General features: G+C 62.0%; 18 protein-coding genes and 2 pseudogenes. 5 read left to right on the forward strand and 15 right to left on the reverse strand.

Going from position 1 to position 19,494, the window contains the following annotated elements; all coding sequences use genetic code 11:
- Nucleotides 1–7 precede the first annotated feature (7 nt).
- A complete protein-coding gene (locus tag R5R73_RS19020) occupies nt 8–784 on the reverse strand; it encodes a DeoR/GlpR family DNA-binding transcription regulator (RefSeq protein WP_071232483.1) in 777 nt (258 codons plus the stop codon).
- 177 nt (nt 785–961) lie between these two features.
- Between R5R73_RS19020 and argE the strand changes: the two genes are divergently transcribed.
- Nucleotides 962–2,110, forward strand: a complete 1,149-nt coding sequence (argE, locus tag R5R73_RS19025) for an acetylornithine deacetylase (RefSeq protein WP_322528391.1) — start codon at nt 962–964, stop codon at nt 2,108–2,110.
- Complete coding sequence (locus R5R73_RS19030) at nt 2,107–3,216, forward strand: DUF1615 domain-containing protein (protein WP_322528392.1); 1,110 nt, start codon at nt 2,107–2,109, stop codon at nt 3,214–3,216. Before argE ends, R5R73_RS19030 begins: the two co-directional genes overlap by 4 nt.
- 315 nt (nt 3,217–3,531) lie before the next feature.
- Here R5R73_RS19030 and glmU read toward each other — a convergent pair whose 3' ends face one another.
- The 4 genes from glmU to R5R73_RS19050 form a co-directional block, all read right to left on the reverse strand.
- Nucleotides 3,532–4,920: a bifunctional UDP-N-acetylglucosamine diphosphorylase/glucosamine-1-phosphate N-acetyltransferase GlmU gene (glmU, locus tag R5R73_RS19035; RefSeq protein WP_322528393.1), complete on the reverse strand. Its 1,389-nt coding sequence runs from the start codon at nt 4,918–4,920 to the stop codon at nt 3,532–3,534.
- Nucleotides 4,921–5,523: 603 nt separating this feature from the next.
- Nucleotides 5,524–6,525: an Ldh family oxidoreductase gene (locus tag R5R73_RS19040; protein WP_322528394.1), complete on the reverse strand. Its 1,002-nt coding sequence runs from the start codon at nt 6,523–6,525 to the stop codon at nt 5,524–5,526.
- The gene (locus R5R73_RS19045) at nt 6,522–7,451 is read right to left on the reverse strand and encodes a hydroxyacid dehydrogenase (RefSeq protein ID WP_322528395.1); all 930 of its coding nucleotides are present in this window, start codon (nt 7,449–7,451) and stop codon (nt 6,522–6,524) included. The genes R5R73_RS19040 and R5R73_RS19045 overlap by 4 nt, the downstream gene beginning before the upstream one ends.
- Before the next feature lie 209 nt (nt 7,452–7,660).
- Entirely contained in the window at nt 7,661–8,551 is an 891-nt protein-coding gene (locus R5R73_RS19050) for a LysR substrate-binding domain-containing protein (protein ID WP_322528396.1), read from the reverse strand.
- 121 nt (nt 8,552–8,672) lie between these two features.
- Here R5R73_RS19050 and R5R73_RS19055 point away from each other — a divergent pair, with 121 nt between their 5' ends.
- Together R5R73_RS19055 and R5R73_RS19060 are read left to right on the forward strand one after the other, a co-directional pair.
- Nucleotides 8,673–9,671: a YeiH family protein gene (locus R5R73_RS19055; protein WP_322528397.1), complete on the forward strand. Its 999-nt coding sequence runs from the start codon at nt 8,673–8,675 to the stop codon at nt 9,669–9,671.
- Nucleotides 9,672–9,840: 169 nt separating this feature from the next.
- Nucleotides 9,841–10,042: pseudogene (locus R5R73_RS19060) on the forward strand (IS3 family transposase); the annotation flags it as partial.
- A 366-nt stretch (nt 10,043–10,408) separates the two neighbouring features.
- On the opposite strand, the pseudogene R5R73_RS19065 reads toward R5R73_RS19060, so the two are convergent.
- Nucleotides 10,409–10,638: pseudogene (locus R5R73_RS19065) on the reverse strand (transposase); the annotation flags it as partial.
- A 73-nt stretch (nt 10,639–10,711) separates the two neighbouring features.
- Here R5R73_RS19065 and R5R73_RS19070 point away from each other — a divergent pair.
- Nucleotides 10,712–11,841 (forward strand): IS3 family transposase gene (locus R5R73_RS19070; protein WP_416221204.1). Its coding sequence is split into 2 segments (ribosomal slippage): nt 10,712–10,964 and nt 10,964–11,841, totalling 1,131 coding nucleotides; the frame shifts between segments, so codons are not numbered across the junction.
- 266 nt (nt 11,842–12,107) lie between these two features.
- Here the strand turns inward: R5R73_RS19070 and R5R73_RS19075 are convergent.
- The 9 genes from R5R73_RS19075 to R5R73_RS19115 all read right to left on the reverse strand — a co-directional run bounded on the left by R5R73_RS19075 (nt 12,108) and on the right by R5R73_RS19115 (nt 19,280).
- On the reverse strand, nt 12,108–12,533 hold the full coding sequence (locus R5R73_RS19075; protein WP_322528400.1) for a F0F1 ATP synthase subunit epsilon: 426 nt from the start codon (nt 12,531–12,533) through the stop codon (nt 12,108–12,110).
- 27 nt (nt 12,534–12,560) lie between these two features.
- On the reverse strand, nt 12,561–13,934 hold the full coding sequence (gene atpD / locus R5R73_RS19080) for a F0F1 ATP synthase subunit beta (protein ID WP_071232478.1): 1,374 nt from the start codon (nt 13,932–13,934) through the stop codon (nt 12,561–12,563).
- Between the two features lie 115 nt (nt 13,935–14,049).
- A complete protein-coding gene (gene atpG / locus R5R73_RS19085; protein WP_322528401.1) occupies nt 14,050–14,940 on the reverse strand; it encodes a F0F1 ATP synthase subunit gamma in 891 nt (296 codons plus the stop codon).
- A gap of 81 nt (nt 14,941–15,021) precedes the next feature.
- The gene (gene atpA, locus R5R73_RS19090; RefSeq protein WP_322528402.1) at nt 15,022–16,566 is read right to left on the reverse strand and encodes a F0F1 ATP synthase subunit alpha; all 1,545 of its coding nucleotides are present in this window, start codon (nt 16,564–16,566) and stop codon (nt 15,022–15,024) included.
- A 16-nt stretch (nt 16,567–16,582) separates the two neighbouring features.
- Nucleotides 16,583–17,125 carry a F0F1 ATP synthase subunit delta gene (locus R5R73_RS19095; RefSeq protein WP_322528403.1) on the reverse strand — a complete coding sequence of 181 codons (543 nt, stop codon included), beginning with the start codon at nt 17,123–17,125 and terminating at the stop codon, nt 16,583–16,585.
- An 11-nt stretch (nt 17,126–17,136) separates the two neighbouring features.
- The gene (locus R5R73_RS19100) at nt 17,137–17,607 is read right to left on the reverse strand and encodes a F0F1 ATP synthase subunit B (protein ID WP_110636413.1); all 471 of its coding nucleotides are present in this window, start codon (nt 17,605–17,607) and stop codon (nt 17,137–17,139) included.
- A 70-nt stretch (nt 17,608–17,677) separates the two neighbouring features.
- Nucleotides 17,678–17,926: a F0F1 ATP synthase subunit C gene (gene atpE / locus R5R73_RS19105; protein WP_011508579.1), complete on the reverse strand. Its 249-nt coding sequence runs from the start codon at nt 17,924–17,926 to the stop codon at nt 17,678–17,680.
- Between the two features lie 73 nt (nt 17,927–17,999).
- Nucleotides 18,000–18,866 carry a F0F1 ATP synthase subunit A gene (gene atpB, locus R5R73_RS19110; protein WP_071232473.1) on the reverse strand — a complete coding sequence of 289 codons (867 nt, stop codon included), beginning with the start codon at nt 18,864–18,866 and terminating at the stop codon, nt 18,000–18,002.
- A 3-nt stretch (nt 18,867–18,869) separates the two neighbouring features.
- Nucleotides 18,870–19,280 (reverse strand): F0F1 ATP synthase subunit I, encoded by a 411-nt coding sequence (locus R5R73_RS19115; protein WP_071232472.1) that lies wholly within the window; start codon nt 19,278–19,280, stop codon nt 18,870–18,872.
- Between the last annotated feature and the right edge of the window lie 214 nt (nt 19,281–19,494).

The following is a 19,494-nucleotide window of genomic DNA, read 5'->3' on the forward strand; positions in this document are numbered from 1 at the left end:
TTTTGTCTTACCGCTCGGCGGGCGATTCGGCGACCACCAGCGTCACGTCCTGGCGTTCGATGGCCACCGCCGCGTCATCGTCGATTCGCCAGTCGGTGACCAGCGTGTCGATGCGCGCCCAGGGCAGTTCCAGATTGGGGATACGGCGGCCGATCTTGTCGGCCTCTACCATCACCACCACCTCGCGGGCGACCTCGGCCATGACGCGGGTCAGGCCGAACAGTTCGTTGTAGGTGGTGGTGCCGCGTTCGAGGTCGATGCCGTCGGCGCCGACGAAGAGTTGATCGAAGTCGTAGGCTCGCAGTACCTGCTCGGCAACCTGGCCCTGGAAGGATTCCGAATGCGGGTCCCAGGTCCCGCCGGTCATCAGCAGCGCCGGTTCCGACTCCAGCTCGCGCAGCGCGCCGGCCACGGCGAGCGAGTTGGTCATCACTACCAATCCGCGCAGGCCGCCCAGCTCGCCGATTAGCGCGGCGGTGGTGGTGCCGCTGTCGACGATGATCCGGTTGTGCTCGCGAATGCGTGCTCGTGCCGCCTGGGCAATGGCCTGCTTGTACGGTGACAGGGTCTGCAGCGGCTCGCTCAGCATCTCCTGGGGCAACGGCGCGGCGCCGCCGTAGCGGCGCAGCAGCAGGCCGCTGCGCTCCAGCGTGTTGAGATCCTTGCGAACGGTGACTTCGGAGATCGCGAAGCGGCTCGCCAACGTCTCGACCGGGGTTTCCCCGTGTTCGTTGACGTAGGCAAGAATGGCATGGCGGCGCTGGGCAGTATCGCGTTTGGGCATGATTCGGGTTTCGAGATTCGGCCTTTATCTTTCGATTCGAAATTTAACAGATTCGAATCAAAGCTTATTGAGGCAAACTCGTCAAGTCCTGCGATACTCGGGGTGGCGAGGTAGCCACCATTGGGCAGGCTCGGCATCATGGTCACCATCGGGAACAACCATAAAAGGTCTCCAGGCATGACCAGTCAGGAACTCCTCGGAAAACTCATTAGCTTCGATACCGTCAGTCGCGAATCCAACCTAGCGCTGATCGAATTCGTGCATGATTATCTCGCCCAGAACGGCGTCGACAGCGAGCTGATTCACAACGAAGACGGCAGCAAGGCCAACCTGTGGGCGACGATCGGCCCGACCGATCGCGGCGGCGTGGTACTTTCCGGCCATACCGACGTGGTGCCGGTGGACGGCCAGCCGTGGACGGTTCCGGCGTTCGAGATCACCGAGCGCGACGGCAAGCTCTACGGACGCGGGACGACCGACATGAAAGGCTATCTCGCCTGCGTGCTGGCGGCGGTGCCGAGCTTCATCGCTGCGGAGCTGAAGACGCCGATCCATCTGGCGTTCTCGTATGACGAAGAAGTGGGCTGTCTCGGCGTGCGCTCGATCATTTCGATGCTGGAAGGCAGACCACACAAGCCGCTGGCCTGCATCATCGGCGAGCCCACCGAACTCAAGCCGGTGCTGGGCCACAAGGGCAAGCTCGGCGTGCGCTGTCGCGTGCATGGCGCGCCCTGCCACTCCGCCTATGCACCGGAGGGCGTCAACGCCATCGAGACCGCAGCGAAGATGATCGTCCGGCTCAACCAGATCGGCGAGCGGCTGGCCGATCCTGCCCATCACGACGAGCGCTTCTATCCGCCTTTCTCAACCGTCCAGACCGGCGTGATCGAAGGCGGCCGCGCGCTCAACATCGTACCGTCGGAGTGCCGCTTCGACTGGGAAGTGCGCTCGCTGCCGGGCTTCGATGCCGGCGAGGTGGAGCGCGAGATGCGCGACTATGCCGACACCGAGCTGCTCCCCCGCATGCGTGCCGTCGAAGCGAACACCGATATCGTGTTCGAGCCGCTGCAGGCCTACCCGGGGCTGACCACCGAGGCCGGAAGCGAGGTGGCGCGCTTGATCGCCACCCTGTCGGGCCGCGATGACTTCGGCACCGTCGCCTACGGCACCGAGGGCGGGCTGTTCCACGAAGCCGGCATTCCCACCGTGGTCTGCGGCCCCGGCTGCATGGATCAGGGCCACAAGCCGGACGAGTTCATCGCCATCGACCAGCTCGAGCGCTGCGATGCGATGATGCAGCGGCTGGTGGAGCACCTGAGCGCATGAGAAAAATCACGATTTCGAACTACCGCTGGCTCTCAGCGTTCGTCGTCACCCTGCTGGCCGGCTGCAGCACCCAGGCGCCCCAGCCCGGCTTCGAGCAGCGCCCGGCGAACGTGAAAAGCGAACTCGTTTCACTGATCCCCGCCAGCACGGAAGACCGCGACGGCTGGGCGACGGACATTACCGCCGCGTTCTCGGCCCAGAATCTGCCCGCGACCCGGGACAATCTCTGCTCGGTGCTGGCGGTGATCGAGCAGGAGTCGACCTATACGGCCGACCCCAGCGTGCCTAATCTTTCGACCATCGCCCGGGAGGAGATCGAGCGTCGCGCCAGCGCGCTGCATATTCCCGGCTTTCTGGTCGAGGCGGGCCTGAATCTCGAGTCGCCCACCGGCGAAACCTACAGCGAGCGGCTCGACCACATCACCACCGAGCGGGAGATGAGCGAGATCTTCGAGGATTTCATCGGCATGGCGCCGCTGGGCCGCCAGCTCTTCGGTAGCCTCAACCCGGTGCATACCGGCGGCCCGATGCAGGTCAGCGTCGATTTCGCCGAGAACTATCTCAAAAACGACGCCGAAAACTACCCATACCCGATCGACGGCTCGATTCGTCACGAGGTGTTCACGCGGCGCGGCGGGCTCTATTTCGGGATTGCCCATCTGCTCGACTATCCCGCGAATTACGACGAGCCGATCTATCGTTTCGCCGACTTCAACGCCGGCTGGTACGCCAGCCGCAACGCCGCATTCCAGGCCGCGGTGAGCCAGCTTTCCGGCATTCCGCTGGCACTCGATGGCGACCTGGTCATTCCCGGCTCCCGCCAGGCCGGGCAGACCGAACTGGCGGTTCGCACGCTGAAACGCCAGCTGGAGATGGACGACGGCGAGATCCGGGACGCACTCGAACAGGAGAATTCCCTCGAATTCGAGCAGACCGAGCTCTATGAAAAGGTCTATTCGCTGGCGGCCCGACAGGAAAACCAGCCGATCCCCTACGCACGGCTACCGGGTATCAAGCTGGAAAGTCCCAAGATCACCCGCAACCTGACCACCGCGTGGTTCGCCAAGCGGGTCGATGATCGCTGGCAGCAGTGCATGAGGCGTTGAGGCCATTCTTCTGATTTGGGTACCAAGCCAAATTCAATGCCGAGCGCTTACCACTGCGGGCTCATTGACCATCCTTCTGCTCGTGAATGCGAGGGGCAAGCCCCTCGCGCTCCCCTTTTTCGCGCCACGAGCGCACAAAACCCTGCATCTCACTCGCCTGCGCTTTGGGTCGGCGCGTAAGGACGTCCCTGTCCCAACGCGCCTCTTGCGACATCCATGTCGCAAGACCCAGCTTGGCGAGTGATTCGCAGTGTGCGCTCGATAGGCGCTATTGGGTGGCAATGCCGGCGCATGAGAAGTTGTTAAGGCAGTCGATCAGCTCTTCGGCGTCTTCACTGGCCGCTGCCAGCCCTGCTTGGCAACCTGACGGCTCCGCGCGATGGCCAGCTCATCGTCTTTCACCTCCCGAGTGATCGTGGAGCCCGCGGCGATGGTCGCGCCATTACCGATGGTGACCGGCGCGACCAGCGAGCTGTTGGAGCCGACGAAGACCGCTTCGCCGATCTCGGTTCGATGCTTGTTGGCGCCGTCGTAGTTGCAGGTGATCGTCCCGGCGCCGATGTTGGTGTCGCGGCCGATCTCGGCGTCGCCCAGGTAGCTCAGGTGCCCGGCCTTGACGCCGTCGCCCAGGGTGGCGTTCTTGGTCTCGACGAAGTTGCCCACATGCGCCTTGGCGCCCAGACGAGTGCCGGGACGCAGGCGGGCGAACGGGCCGCAGTCGCTGCCTTCGCCCATCTCGGCGCCTTCCAGATGGCTGTTGGCCTTCACCACCGCGCCGCGCCGCAGGATGCTGTCCTTGATCACGCAGTTGGGGCCGATGACCACGTCGTCTTCCAGCGTCACCCGCCCTTCCAGAATCACGTTGACGTCGATCCGGATGTCCCGGCCGAGGGTGACCTCTCCCCGCAGATCGAAACGCTGGGGATCCGCGAGACTGACCCCTGCCGCCATCAGGCGATCCGCCTGGCGACGCTGATAGGCGCGTTCCAGTGCGGCCAGCTGGCGGCGATCGTTGACGCCCTCGACTTCGACCGGCGAGCTCGGCTGGGTCGCCTTGATCTCGACGCCATCCGCGGCGGCCATGGCGATCACGTCGGTCAGGTAGTACTCGCCCTGGGCGTTTTCGGCGGAGAGCTCGGGCAGCCAGCGACGCAACTGCTCGGCCGTCATCGCCATGATGCCGGTGTTGCATTCACGGATGGCGCGCTGCCTGGCATCGGCGTCCTTGTGTTCGACGATGGCGACAACCGCGCCCTTGTCGTTGCGCACGATGCGGCCATAGCCGGCGGGATCGTCGAGCGTCACCGTCAACAGCGCCATGTGCTGCTCGTCGACGCCTTCGAGCAGGCTTTCGAGGGTTCTGGCCTGGATCAGCGGCACGTCACCGTAGAGCACCAGCACCTTGCCGTCGCCGAGGCCATCCAGCGCCTGGGCTACCGCATGTCCGGTGCCCTTCTGCTCGGTCTGCTCGCAGAAGGCGAGTTGGCGACCGTCGGGCGTCGAACCGGCGTTCGACAGCGCGTCGCGCACCGCCTCGCCACCGTGGCCGACCACCACATGCAGCCTGGCGCTCTCCAGTCCCGCGGCGGTATCGACGACGTGCCGAACCAAGGAGCGGCCCGCCAGCTCGTGCAGCACCTTCGGTGTCTTCGAGCGCATGCGGGTACCTTGGCCGGCGGCCAGAATCACGACGTCGAGGGTCATGGCGTTAGTCCTTCTCTGTTCAATGGAAACTGGGCGTCATTCTAGCGTTTAAGACGCGTTCTGACAGAGGATCCGGAGACAGCCGGGCGGCATCGAGTAGGAGGGGGAATTGCCTCCCATCCTCTCACACCACCGTACATACCGTTCGGTATACGGCGGTTCATGAAGAACGGCTGAGCCCACTTATCGTTTCGAGTACCGAGATCAAGCCCCTCGGGTCGAACCACTGCCGTGGCAGGGCCTGATTCATGTGCGAAGCACTGGCATTCTACCGGGCGCCTCGCCCATTTCTCGCTGACTTCCAGGCACGCTGGTCATCCAGACCAGCGCTAGGAGGTTCCGGCTTCGGGTTCGTGGGCGCTTCCACTGCCGCCAGATTACGCAGCGCCATCAGCAGGTCGTGGTTTACCCGACCGCAGAAGGCCGAGGTCGACCATCCAGCGGTGGCCGGCGGTGACGTGGGCCTTCATCAACAGGCCCATTCTGAGTCCGTGTGAAATAAAACGAAGCACTCGACTAAAGCAGCCCGCCCCAGTGGGAGTGAATCCATTCACAGTTCCCGCCCACTGGCGCCTCTTATTTGCTAGCATTGCTGCAGCAGATTCAGGCGCGCCCGGGCGTCCGATAGGCCTCCAATTCCTTGACCAGCCCATCGGGCAGCTCCAATTCCTCGGATGCGGCGGCCCGAGTGGCGAAACGCCGTGTCCCCGGCAACCGCACGCCCGGCTGGGTCAGCATCTCGCTGAACAGCGCTTCGGCATGCGCAAGGTAGCCCGAGGTGAACCGTTGCGGGTCGAACACCAGCATTAGATGGGCCACGCTGGGCGGCTCGCCCTCGGCCTCGAAGAACGAGCCGGCCTGAAAGCCGAAGTGACTTCCGGTCAGCCCGGCGGTCAGCAGCTCCACCATCAGCGCCAGCGAAGCGCCCTTGGCATCGCCCGCCGGCACCATGCTGCCGGCGATGGCGGCATCGGCATCGGTGGTCGGCTTGCCCTGCGGGTCCAGCGCCCAGCCCTTGGGAATCGGCTCGCCGGCTTTCTTGGCCAGCATCACCTTGCCGCGTGCCACCTTCGACAGCGACAGATCGATGACTAGTGGCTCTCCATCGACGCGCGGTGCGCCGAAGGCGATGGGATTAGTGCCATAGAGCGGGCGATTGCCGCCCCAAGGCGCCATAGCCGAGGGCGCATTGCTGAAGGCCATCGCCATCAACCCCTCGCGGGCCAGCCGTTCCACCGGATAGCCGGCCACGCCGAAGTGGTGCGACCGACCGATTGCCACGGCGACCATGCCTAGCTCACGCGCCAACGGGATGGAGCTGTCCACACCCCGGGCGATCGCCGGGAAGGCCAGCCCATGCTGGGCGTCGATCCGGATCACCGAGCCTTCGATGGTGACTTCGGCTCGCGCCCCGGCAACAATCTTGCCACTGCGTGCCTGGTCCAGGTAGAACGGCAGACGCGACAGCCCATGCGAGGCCAGGCCGTCGCGATCGGCCATCACCAAAGCGCCGGCCGTAACCTCGGCTTCCCAGGCGGGTACACCGACCGCACTCAGCGCGGCGTTCGCCAACTCATGAGCCTTGTCGATCGACAGCTTGGTCATGCGGTCACCCCCAGCGCCCGGCGCACGTTATCGACGGTGATCCAACTGATTCGCGTATTGGACTCATGGGTCACGCCGGCGATATGCGGCGTGGCGATCAGCCCCTCGACGCCGGCCAGCACCGAACCATCGGTAAGCGGCTCGTCCTCAAAGACGTCCAGCATCGCACCTCCCAGGTGGCCTTCGCGAAGGCTGGCCGCCAGCGCTGCTTCATCGACGATGCCGCCGCGCGCAGTGTTGATCAGCAGGCTTCCCGGTTTCATCGCCATCAGGGCCTCGCCATCGATCAGATGTCGCGTGCCTTCGGTCAGCGGGACATGTAGGCTGACCGCATCCGCCGCGGCCAGTAGCGCCTCTAGGCGCTCGACGCGCTCGACCGTCTGCCAGGCGGCGTCATTCTCGGACACGAAGGGATCATGGGCCATCACCTGCATGCCCAGACACTGCGCGCGCCGGGCCAGGTCGCGAGCGATCCCGCCGAACCCCACCAGGCCCAGGGTCGCCCCCTGCGTCTCGTGCCCCATCAGGGCCTGACGCGGCCACTCGCCCGCCAGCACGCGCGGTGTCGACAGATAGGCCACGCGGCGCAGCATGAAGATACCGGTCAGCACGTATTCGGCTACCGACACGGTGTTGCCGCCGGTCGCCGGCAGGACCGCGATATCGGACTCGCGGCAGGCCTCGAGATCGATGTTGTCGAGACCCACGCCCAGCCGTCCCACGGCGATCAGGTCGGGAAAGTGCGCCAGCAGCTCGCGGTCGACGCGGGTACGGTTGCGCACGATCAGCGCACGCACGTCGGCGCCCGCCAACAGCAGCCGTTCACGATCGTCGACCAGCGAGACATCGAAGGTCACCGAACAGTCCTTTTCGAGATCGGCGACGGCCGCCTCGTCCATGAATTCACTGATAAGTACGTCGGTCATCATTGGTCCTCATGAGTGCGCTTGTGCGCCTCGATGATGAAGGGGCGCCGGGGGCAGATCGTCGCGGAGATCATTCGCCAGGACGGCGAATGTAGCACCCAAGGAAGGGTTCACAGCGCCTCCGCAAAGATCTGTCCTTGGGTAGCCCTTTCTTGATCAAGATTCGAAAACTAGTCACCGTAAAATTGGCTCGATAAACGATGGATGGCTTATTCGGGTTCGAGCAGAAAGACCTTGAAGGCCTGCCACAGCGGGCTACGGTAGCGCTCGGGATGCCAGACCAGCGAAAAGGCCCGGGTCAGACTCAGCGGAGTTTCCAGAGCCATCAGTTCGCCACGAGCAAGCTCGCCAGCGACACTCAACCGCGACAGACAGGCCAGCCCGAATCCGGCCCGCACAGCCTGCTTGATCGCCTCATGCTGGTCCAGTTCCATGCGCACCTGAATACGTTCGACATGAGGATGAATCGCCGCCTCGAAGATCGCCCGGCTGCCCGAGCCCGGCTCGCGCAGGATCCACTGGGCTAACTGCAATGCATCGTTGTCCAGCCGTCCCCGTCCGGCCAACGGATGCTGGGGCGAGGCGATGACCGCCATCTCGTCGTGGCGCCAGACTTCGCTGACTAGGCGCGATTCCGTGCACTGACCTTCGATCAGTCCTAGGTCGGCGTCAAAGCGCAGGATGTCGCCCATGACTTCCTGCGTGTTGCGCAACCGCAACTGCAAGTCGACCCCCGGATGGCGCTCGCTGAAGCGACCGGCCAGCATCGGCAGCAGATAGGTGCCAATCGTCGCGCTCGCCGTCACGTGCAGCGTCCCGCGTAGTGCTCCCTCAGGCTCCCGGGCGGCTTCTACCAGTTCGGTCATGCCCTGCAGCAATTGCTCGGCATGCGCTAGCAGGCGGCTACCGGCATCGTTGAGCTCGAGTCGCCGCCCCAGCCGCTCGAATAACACCACACCTAATTGGCGCTCTAGATCGCCCAGAGCTTGACTGGCCGCCGATTGTGACAGGCTGAGTTGCTTAGCCGCCGCGCTTACCGAGCCACCTCGTGCAACACCGACGAATACCTGAATCTGGCGAAAGGTCACATGCGTCGACATATCGGTTTCACTTATCAGTTCTACTTAAAAGTCATATCGTTATTACTCAATAACACATAACGCCATCGCCGATTAGTCTATCGAGACTATTCAAACCTTTCAGGTTCGACGGAGGCGTCTCATGTGGCAGGGCATCGTGTTGTGTGCAGGCTTGACCCTGGGCGGATTTGCGCTTACCCATCTCCCGGGTATCGCCGAAAGTGGTGTCAGTCCGCTGGTATTCTCTCTGCTCTTGGGTTTGGTGGTAGGTAATCTACCTGGTGCCGGCCGTATCACCACGGCCCAGCCGGGCCTTAAGTTTGCGACTCGCTGGCTGCTGCGCGGTGGCATCGTGCTGTTCGGTCTCTCGCTGACCCTACAGCAGATCCTCGGGCTCGGCCCTAAGGTGATCGTGCTGGATACCCTGGTCATCACCACAGTACTGGTCATCGGCTACTGGCTGGGTACACGAGTGCTCAAGCTGGATGCCGAAACGGCGTTGCTGACCAGCGCTGGCAGCGCCATCTGCGGCGCCGCGGCGGTGCTGGCAACAGAAACGACCATCCGCTCGAAGCCCGCTGCGACGGCCATGGCGGTGGCCACCGTGGTGCTTTTCGGTAGTTTGGCAATGCTGCTCTATCCGCTGCTCTATCCGCTGACCGGCATGAACGAAGGGCTCTACGGTATCTATATCGGCGCTACTGTCCACGAAGTCGCCCAGGTGGTCGCCGCCGGCGACGCCGTGGGCCCTCACGCACTGGCCAACGCAGTGATCGTCAAGCTCGTGCGGGTGATGCTGCTGGTACCCTTCTTGCTGATCGTCGGCCAGTGGTGGCTGCGTCGCGATACCCAAGCCACCGATGACAACGCGGCACGTCCCGCGCTGGTGATCCCCTGGTTCGCGTTCGGCTTCCTGACCATGGTCGTGTTCAATAGCGTGGTCGCCCTGCCGGATTCTCTGCATGCCGGGCTGGTGACGGTGGGCCAGGTCTCGCTGGCCATGGCTATGGCGGCGCTGGGTTTCGAGACGCGCCTGGAGAAGCTCAAGGCTTTGGGCATCAGGCCCTTCCTGCTGGCGCTGTGCCTGTTCGCGCTGCTGCTGGGCGGAGGATGGATGATCACGCCTCTGATTATGACATGACAATGATTATGGCTTTGGCGACTGAGCCACTGACCTAACCTAGGAAGTGCCCCACTTCAATGGCAACGCCCGCTATAAAAAATGAACTGACCCCCGAAAGTTGAACATCGATCCAGCCGTAGGGGGTTTGCATGACCAAGTACACGACCGATTTCAGACTCGACATCGCCCGGATGAGATGACCGCCCAGGAGATGGCGGAAGAGCTCGCCTACCTGCGCGCAGAGAATGCCTACCTAAAAAAGCTCGATGCCTTGATCCAGGAAGAGCGGGAGGCAAAAAGCGCAAACCGTCCAGGGATTAAGGCATGAGCAACCACTGACATGGTCACTCCGTGCCACCGGTCTCTCGCGCAGCACGTTCTACTATCAGCTCAAGGCACAGAACGCAGGTGACGAGTATGCCTTTCTGAAAACCCATTTAGTTTACTGAGCAATAGCCGATCACACCGTAGAGTTGGCATTCCAGACGCGCCAAGTAGAGCACGCTCGCGGTGTGATATGCACATCGGTAATGATGGCGTGCCTGCTATTCACCGGTGATCCAAATAAGAAGAAGCCCTTGAGTTTACCTTCCCCACACCATGCAGCCGCTGTCGGAGTCGGAGTCGGAGTCGGAGTCGGAGTCGGAGTCGGAGTCGGTATCAATGGTCTTCTTGGTGGCGGGCTCGGGCTACGCTTCTCGGCTGAGCCTCCTGAGCAGCTATCACATCATCTTCCAACTCGGCCAGACAGGTTACTGCGTCAGATGGTCGAACAGCCGCTGCGCAATATCGCTGTCACGGAACTGTTGGCGCCGATTCTGGCTAAAGGTCGAGGAGTCCGTCCGCATCTTGTCGGTCAGCCGCAGCCTCAGAAACCAGCGATAGGCGACGTTGATCTGGCTCTCGCGCATCAGTTGTGTTCGCCGCGAACGCCGTTCAGGTAGCCAATGAACAATACCTTGAAAAGAAGCACGAAAACGAGCGCGGCATTGATCTGACCTGCCACGGGATTTTTCCTCCATCGTCGATTAGAGTCCGACCTAACCGGAGGACGGACAATGAAACGAGCGAGATTCACGGAAGAGCAGATCATCGGCATCCTGGCCGAGCATGAAGCGGGGGCGAAGTGTGCGGATTTGTGCCGCAAGCACGGCATGTCGGAGGGGACCTTCTACAACTGGAAAGCCAAGTTCGGCGGTATGACGGTGTCGGAGGCGAAGCGGCTGAAGGCGCTCGAGGACGAGAATGCCAAGTTGAAGAAGCTGTTGGCCGAGCAGATGCTCGACTTGGCTGCGATGAAGGAACTGGTTTCAAAAAAGTGGTGACGCCCGCCGTGAAGCGCGAGGCGGTCGCGCATCTGAAGTCCTTGCTCGGGCTGTCTGAGCGGCGGGCATGCCGAATTGCGGGTGCGGATCGCCAGATGATCCGATACCAGGCGCAGCGGGCTCCCGATTCGGTGCTGCGCGACCGACTACGAGAGTTGGCCAACGAGCGCCGACGGTTCGGCTATCGGCGGCTCTTCGTTCTGCTGCGCCGCGAGGGCGAAACATCCGGGATCAACCGGATCTATCGGCTCTACCGTGAGGAAGGGTTGACGGTGCGCAAGAGAAAAGCCCGACGCAAAGCCGTCGGAACACGGGCGCCCATGCTTGTCGAGACACGCGCCAATGCGCGATGGTCGCTGGACTTCGTGCACGATCAGTTGGTCCACGGACAGCGCTTCCGAGTGCTTAACATAGTCGACGACGTCACCCGTGAGTGCCTTGCCGCCATCCCGGACACCTCGATATCAGGGCGCCGAGTGGCGCGTGAACTGACGGCGCTAATCGAGCGACGCGGAAAGCCCGGAATGATCGTCTCGGACAACGGCACGGAGCTGACATCCAACGCGATCCTACGCTGGTGCGCCGAGCATCGAATCGAATGGCACTACATCGCACCGGGCAAACCCATGCAGAATGGTTTCGTGGAGAGCTTCAACGGCCGGATGCGGGACGAGCTCCTCAACGAGACCTTGTTCCGGTCCCTGGCTCACGCGCGGGTTGTCATCGCTGCCTGGGCGAACGATTACAATACGGAACGTCCGCACTCGGCTCTGGACTACCAAACTCCGGTGGCTTATGCGCAGACGCTGACAGCAGCACGAATCGACATGAAGACTAACTGGACTCAAATGGCCGCTGGATGAAAGTTCGGTGGCAGGTCAGATCCGGCACAGGAGATGGTTCGAAGGCATGAGTTCTTCGCGAGTGACCATCTCGAGTTTAAGTTATTGCGGAGAAAGGTCTTTGAGCATGTCGGCAGCCGTAGCGAAAACGGGTGACCAATAACAACAAGCTTTAGCGAAAACGCCAGAGCTTTATCAGCAATCTGAGGCGACTCCGGAGAGTCGCCTTCAGGTACCGCACTAGCGTGTACTGCACGGGTACTTGCGTCGGTGCACGGCGCGTGCCGTCAGCCGCGGCCACCCCTGCGACGCAGCTGTTGCAGCGTGCGCAGCTGAGCGGTGGCTTCGGCCAGTTCGGCGGCGGCGCGCGCGTAGTCGAGCTCGGTCTGCTTTTCGTTGAGCGAGGCCAGCGCATGCTGACGCGCCTGCTCGGCTTCCGCTTCATCGAGATCGCTGGCTCGGGTGGCGGTATCCGCCAGCACCGAGACCACGTCCGGCTGCACTTCGAGGAAGCCGCCGGTGACGTAGTAGAGCTCTTCTTCACCGCTTTCCTGAATCACGCGCACCGGACCGGGCTTGAGCTCGGTCAGCAGCGGCGCGTGACCGCGCAGGATACCCAGATCGCCGGCCACGCCGGCAGCGATGAGCTGCTCGACGTTGCCCGAGAAGATCTCCTTCTCGGCACTGACGATGTCACACTGAAATGTGGCCATAGCGATATCTCCCGGGAGTCTGCAGGCTTACTTCATGCTCTTGGCTTTCTCGACGGCTTCGTCGATGGTGCCGACCATGTAGAACGCCTGTTCCGGCATGTCGTCGTAGTCGCCGTTGAGGATGCCCTGGAAACCACGAATGGTTTCCTGCAGCGAAACGTACTTGCCGGGCGCACCGGTGAAGACCTCGGCGACGAAGAACGGCTGCGACAGGAAGCGCTGGATCTTACGCGCCCGTGCCACGGCCAGCTTGTCTTCGTCGGACAGCTCGTCCATCCCCAGGATGGCGATGATGTCCTTGAGTTCCTTGTAGCGCTGAAGCACGTTCTGCACACCGCGAGCAGTGTTGTAGTGCTCTTCGCCGACGACCAGCGGATCGAGCTGGCGCGAGGTGGAGTCGAGCGGATCGACGGCCGGATAGATACCCAGCTCGGCGATGGAACGCGACAGGGTCACGGTCGAATCCAGGTGGGCGAAGGTGGTCGCCGGAGACGGGTCGGTCAAGTCGTCCGCCGGCACGTAGACGGCCTGGACGGAAGTGATCGAGCCGGTCTTGGTCGAGGTGATGCGCTCCTGCAGGGCACCCATCTCTTCCGCCAGGGTCGGCTGGTAACCCACCGCCGACGGCATACGACCCAGCAGTGCCGACACTTCGGTACCGGCCAGGGTGTAGCGGTAGATGTTGTCGACGAACAGCAGGACGTCACGACCTTCGTCACGGAAGTTCTCGGCGATGGTCAGGCCGGTCAGGGCGACGCGCAGACGGTTGCCCGGCGGCTCGTTCATCTGGCCGTAGACCAGGGCGACCTTGTCGAGAACGTTGGATTCCTGCATCTCGTGGTAGAAGTCGTTACCTTCACGAGTACGCTCGCCGACACCGGCGAACACGGAATAACCGCTGTGCTCGGTGGCGATGTTACGGATCAGTTCCATCATGTTGACGGTCTTGCCGACACCGGCGCCGCCGAACAGGCCGACCTTGCCGCCCTTGGCGAACGGGCACACCAGGTCGATGACCTTGATACCGGTTTCCAGCAGGTCGCTGGAAGCGGCCTGATCCGCATAGCCGGGTGCCTGACGGTGGATCGGCATGCGCTCGGCATCGATCTCGCCGGCTTCGTCGATCGGCTCGCCCAGCACGTTCATGATGCGGCCCAGCGTCTGCTTGCCGACCGGCACCGAAATCGGCGCACCGGTGTTGACCACCTCGATGCCCCGCTGGAGACCTTCACTGGAGCCCATGACGATGGCGCGAACCACGCCGTCGCCGAGCTGCTGTTGCACTTCGAGAATGGCCTCTTTACCCGAGACCGTCAGCGCGTCGTAGACCTTGGGAACGTCGTCCCGCGGAAACTCTACGTCAACCACCGCGCCGATGATTTGTACGATACGTCCGCTCATAGTGGTTCCTCGTAAACCTGCAAATGAAACCTGTAGGCGTCGTGCGAAGTGAACTCATTCACACGACGCTTGGCCAAGCCGTACTCGAGATCGCCGCCCCGCAGGCGACGAACCGTCATACCGCCGCGGCACCGCCGACGATTTCCGAAATTTCCTGGGTAATGGCCGCCTGACGCGCCTTGTTGTACACCAGTTGAAGATCGTCAATCAGATCGCCGGCGTTGTCGGTCGCGTTCTTCATCGCGATCATGCGCGCGGCCTGCTCACAGGCCGCGTTCTCTACCACGGCCTGATACACCTGAGATTCGACGTAGCGAACCAGCAGATGATCGAGCAGGGTCTTGGCATCCGGCTCATACAGGTAGTCCCAGCTTTTCTGCGTATCACCGGGACTGGGTTGTTCTTCCCCTTCGCTCTCGTCCGCGACTGCCTCGAGTGGCAGCAGCTGACGCACGACGGGTTTCTGGCTCATGGTGTTGACGAATTCGTTGTACACCACGTAAAGCCGATCCAGACTGCCTTCATCGAAGGCATCGAGCATCACCTTGACGCTACCGACCAGATCCTGGGCTTCCGGTGCATCGCCGAGGCCCTTCTTGGCTGCCAGCAGATTGCCGCCGCGCTTGCGGAAGAAACCACCGGCCTTGCTGCCGATGGCCGCGAAATCGGCACCGACGCCTTTCTGGTCCCAGTCGCGCGCATGCTTGACCACCGCCTTGAACATGTTGACGTTCAAGCCGCCGGCGAGCCCGCGGTCGCTGGAAACGACAATATAACCGACGCGCTTGACGTCGCGTTCGATCATGTAGTCGTGACGGTATTCCGGATTGGCCTTGGCGACGTGCCCGACCACCCGGCGGATCAGTTTGGCATAGGGCTGGCTGGCCGCCATGCGCTCCTGAGCCCGACGCATTTTCGACGCAGCGACCATTTCCATGGCGCTGGTGATTTTCTGCGTGTTCTTGATGCTCCCAATCTGGGACTTGATCTCTTTTCCAGCTGCCATCTCGGATCACCCTGATTCATGCCACTCAGTCGGGCGTGGCGACCCGCTCGCATCGCATCGCGAGGGAGCGGGTCGCGCCACTTACCAGGTCTGAGTGGACTTGAACGACTCGAGACCCGACTTGAGACCTTTCTGGATCTCGTCGTCGTAGCCGCCGCTCTGGTTGATCTTGTCGAGCAGATCGGCGTGCTCGGACTTCATGTAGTCGTGCAGCGCACGTTCGAAGTCCAGCACCTTGTCGACCGCGACGTCGTCCAGAAAACCTTCGTTGGCGGCGTAAAGCGTGACGCCCATCTCGGCCACGGACAACGGCGAGTACTGCTTCTGCTTCATCAGTTCGGTGACACGCTGGCCATGCTCAAGCTGCTTGCGGGTCGCCTCGTCGAGATCGGAGGCGAACTGCGAGAACGCTGCCAGCTCGCGATACTGCGCGAGCGCCAGACGGACACCGCCACCCAGTTTCTTGATGATCTTGGTCTGCGCCGAACCACCGACACGCGACACTGATAGACCGGCGTTGATTGCCGGACGGATGCCGGAGTTGAACAGGCTCGTCTCGAGGAAGATCTGACCGTCGGTGATCGAGATCACGTTGGTCGGAACGAACGCGGAGACGTCGCCGCCCTGAGTCTCGATGATCGGCAACGCAGTCAGAGATCCCGTCTTGCCTTTCACTTCACCGTTGGTGAACTTCTCGACGTAGTCGACGTTGACGCGGGCCGCACGCTCGAGCAGACGCGAGTGGAGATAGAAGACGTCACCCGGATAGGCTTCACGGCCCGGCGGACGACGCAGCAGCAGCGAGATCTGGCGATAGGCGACGGCCTGCTTGGAAAGGTCGTCGTAGACGATCATCGCGTCTTCGCCGCGGTCGCGGAAGTACTCGCCCATGGTGCAGCCGGCATACGGTGCCAGATACTGCATCGAGGCCGGGTCGGCAGCACCGGCGGCAACCACGATGGTGTGGCCCATGGCACCATGCTCTTCGAGCTTGCGCACCACGTTGGCGATGGTCGACTGCTTCTGGCCAATGGCGACGTAGATACAGGTGACGCCCTTGCCCTTCTGGTTGATGATCGCGTCGAGCGCTACCGCCGATTTACCGATCTGGCGGTCGCCGATGATCAACTCGCGCTGACCGCGGCCGATCGGCACCATGGCGTCGATCGACTTGAGACCAGTCTGGATCGGCTCGTCGACGGACTGACGCGTGATGACGCCCGGTGCGACCTTCTCGATCGCGTCGGTCATCTTGGCGTCGATGTCGCCCTTGCCATCGATCGGGTTGCCCAGCGCATCGACCACGCGGCCGACCAGCTCCGGGCCTACCGGCACTTCAAGGATACGACCGGTGCACTGCGCGGTCATGCCCTCTTCAAGTTCCAGGTAGTCGCCCAGGACCACGGCGCCGACACTGTCGCGCTCGAGGTTGAGCGCCATGCCGAAGATGCCACCGGGGAATTCGATCATTTCGCCCAGCATCGCATCGGCCAGGCCGTGGATGCGAACGATGCCGTCAGCGACGCTGACGACGGTGCCCTGATTACGGGCTTCGGACGCGACATCCAGCTTTTCGATACGCTGTTTGATGATGTCGCTGATCTCGGAAGGATTCAGTTGCTGCATGCCATGTCCCTCGAACTCAGGCGGTGAGCGCTTCGCGCAGACGTTGCAATCGACCGCGTACCGAACCGTCGATGACGGTATCGCCGGTACGCAGGATCACGCCGCCTAGCAGCTCGCGGTCCACCTGAGTGGTAATGGAGATTTCACGATTCAGGCGCTTCTTCAGAGCCTCGGCGAGCACGGACTGCTGCGCGTCATCCAGCTCGAAGGCGGAGACGATGGTGACATCGACCCGCTTTTCCTGCTGGGCGCGCAGCGCCTCGAACTCGGCGTGGATGTCGGGCAACGCAGCCAGACGCCCCTTTTCACCGACGAGGCGCAGGAAGTTGCCTACCCCTTCGTCGAAAGGTTCGTCACCGCAGACTTCCAGCAGCAGACGCGTCTTGTCCTCGAAGGTCAGCCGCGGGTTGCCGAGAATGCGTTCACGGACATCGGAGTCACCGGCCGCCTGGGCGACCAGTGACAGACTCTGGGACCACGCTTGGAGCGCCTTGTTATCGCGCGCGAACTCGAACGCCGCCTTGGCGTAGGGTCGAGCGACGGTAGACGATTCAGCCATGGTGCGCCTCCTTAGAGCTCGGCAGCGAGCTTGTCGACGAGCTCACGATGCTTGGCTTCGTCGATGGAGGACTCCAGGATGCGCTCTGCACCGGCGACGGCCAGCAGCGATACCTGGGCACGCAGCTCTTCCTTCGCGCGATTGATCTCCTGATCGATTTCGCTGCGAGCGCCTGCAATGATGCGCTCGCCTTCGGCCCGCGCATTGTCGCGGGCTTCTTCGACGATCTGATTGGCCCGCTTGTTGGCCTGTTCCAGGATCTGCTGCGCCTGTTCCTTGCTTTCCCGCAGAGTCTCTTCGGCCTTTTCCTGAGCCAGTTCGAGATCACGGGTCGCACGGCTGGCTGCATCCAGTCCATCGGCAATCTTCTTCTGTCGCTCCTGCAGGGCCTGCATGACCGGGGGCCATACATACTTCATGCAGAACCAGACGAAGACTGCAAAGGCAATGGCCTGACCAATCAGTGTAAGGTTCAGATTCACGCCAGCACCTCTCGCGTCACGGGTTTGGGGTTAGGGTCACCGGAGGCCTCGTGGGCCACGAACGGTGCCGTTAACCGACAAACGGATTGGCGAAGGTGAAGAACAGGGCGATACCGACACCGATCATGGTCACGGCGTCGAGCAGGCCCGCGACGATGAACATCTTGACCTGCAACTGCGGGATCATTTCCGGCTGACGCGCGGCGCCTTCCAGGAATTTGCCACCGAGGATACCGAAGCCGATGGCGGTGCCGAGGGCACCCAGGCCGATCAACAGAGAAACGGCAATTGCGGTCATGCCCAGAACTTGTGCTTCCATGGTTCTCTCCAGTTTCAGTCGAGTCTTGCTCAGTCGAGTTTTACTAAGGGTCAGGGGTTAACGGGAACGCTACTCAATGCTGCTCTTCCGTCGCCATACTCAGGTAGACGATGGTGAGCATCATGAAGATGAAGGCCTGCAGCGTGATGATCAGGATGTGGAAGACCGCCCACGGGAAGTGCAGCGGGAGCTGCCACAGTCCGACCATGGCTATCAGGATGAAGATCAGTTCACCGGCGTAGAGGTTACCGAACAGTCGTAGCGCCAGTGAAACCGGTTTGGCCAACAAGGTAACGATTTCAAGCAAAAAGTTGACCGGAATCAACAAGATCTGGGCAAGTTTGTTGGGCGTGTTGAACGGGTGCAGTGTCAATTCCGCGATGAAACCGGACAGGCCCTTGGAACGAATGGAATAGAAAATGATCAGCGCGAAGACCGACAGCGACATGCCGAGCGTGGCATTGACGTCGGTGGTGGGCACAACCTTGAAATAGACGTGCGCCGGGTCGGCACCGAACCAGGCACCCACTTTCTGGGCCAGCATCGGCAGGAAGTCCACCGGCACCAGGTCCATGATGTTCATCAGGAAGATCCAGCAGAAGATGGTCAGCGACAGCGGCGCGATCAGCCGGCTCTTGCCGTGGAACGTCTCGCGTACGGAGCCATCGACGAATTCGACCATCATCTCGACGAAGTTCTGCAGCCCGGTCGGCACGCCGGTGGAAGCGCGCTTGGCAACCAGGCGGAACAGATACAGGAACAGTACCCCGAGCCCGATCGACCACAGCATGGTATCGACGTGAATGGCCCAGAATCCCATCGCCTTGGCATCGGCGGCGGAATGAGCCATGGACCAGCCGTTTTCCGGATGCAGACCAAACGTCATGTTCTGCAAATGGTGCTGGATGTACTCCGTACTCGTCATGTTGTTGCCAGCCATGGTTCAGCCTCGAGATTGAATGTGTGACGGTCGGCGCAGGAGCCAGGGCCCCAACCAGTGCGCCAGCAGCGTCACCACATAAGCGCCAAAGAAGAAAGCAGGGTTTGAGGGGGGCACTGTCACGAATACCAGCGTGAACAATACCGCCGTCAAACCGAACTTGCCGGCCTCGGCGTGGTAGAAACTCTTGACGATGTATCTTGCCTGCGCTGCGCCCTGATAGCGAAAGGCACGCCAGGCAAAAAAGGCGTTGGGGATGGCAGCAACGAAGCCGCCGGTCAAAGCGGAAAGCGCTGTTCCGCGATCCCAAATACCCCAGGCGACGAGACCCAGCCCCATCACCACACCGCACTGTAACAGGATCAATGCCGCGATTCGCGGTCTTGGAAGCTTGGCCGGTGCCGCTGGTTGCATGGCGTCGGTCTCGCCTTGAATCCTGGAATGGTCTTGTTTCTATGTTCGATGTCTGCGTCGGCATCAGCCTGGCAAATCTCGGCGGATTATAGAGAAGCGGCAATGCCGCTTCAACCGAACCTGCACCGATCTGAGGCGTCTTTCCGATTAAATGTTCACGAAAAGTGCGCAATTTCCGTTAACGCGCTAAACGTTTTTTCAATCTCTGAAAGCG

Origin of the sequence: Salinicola sp. LHM, from assembly GCF_034479735.1 — a bacterium.
Lineage (GTDB): Bacteria > Pseudomonadota > Gammaproteobacteria > Pseudomonadales > Halomonadaceae > Salinicola > Salinicola salarius.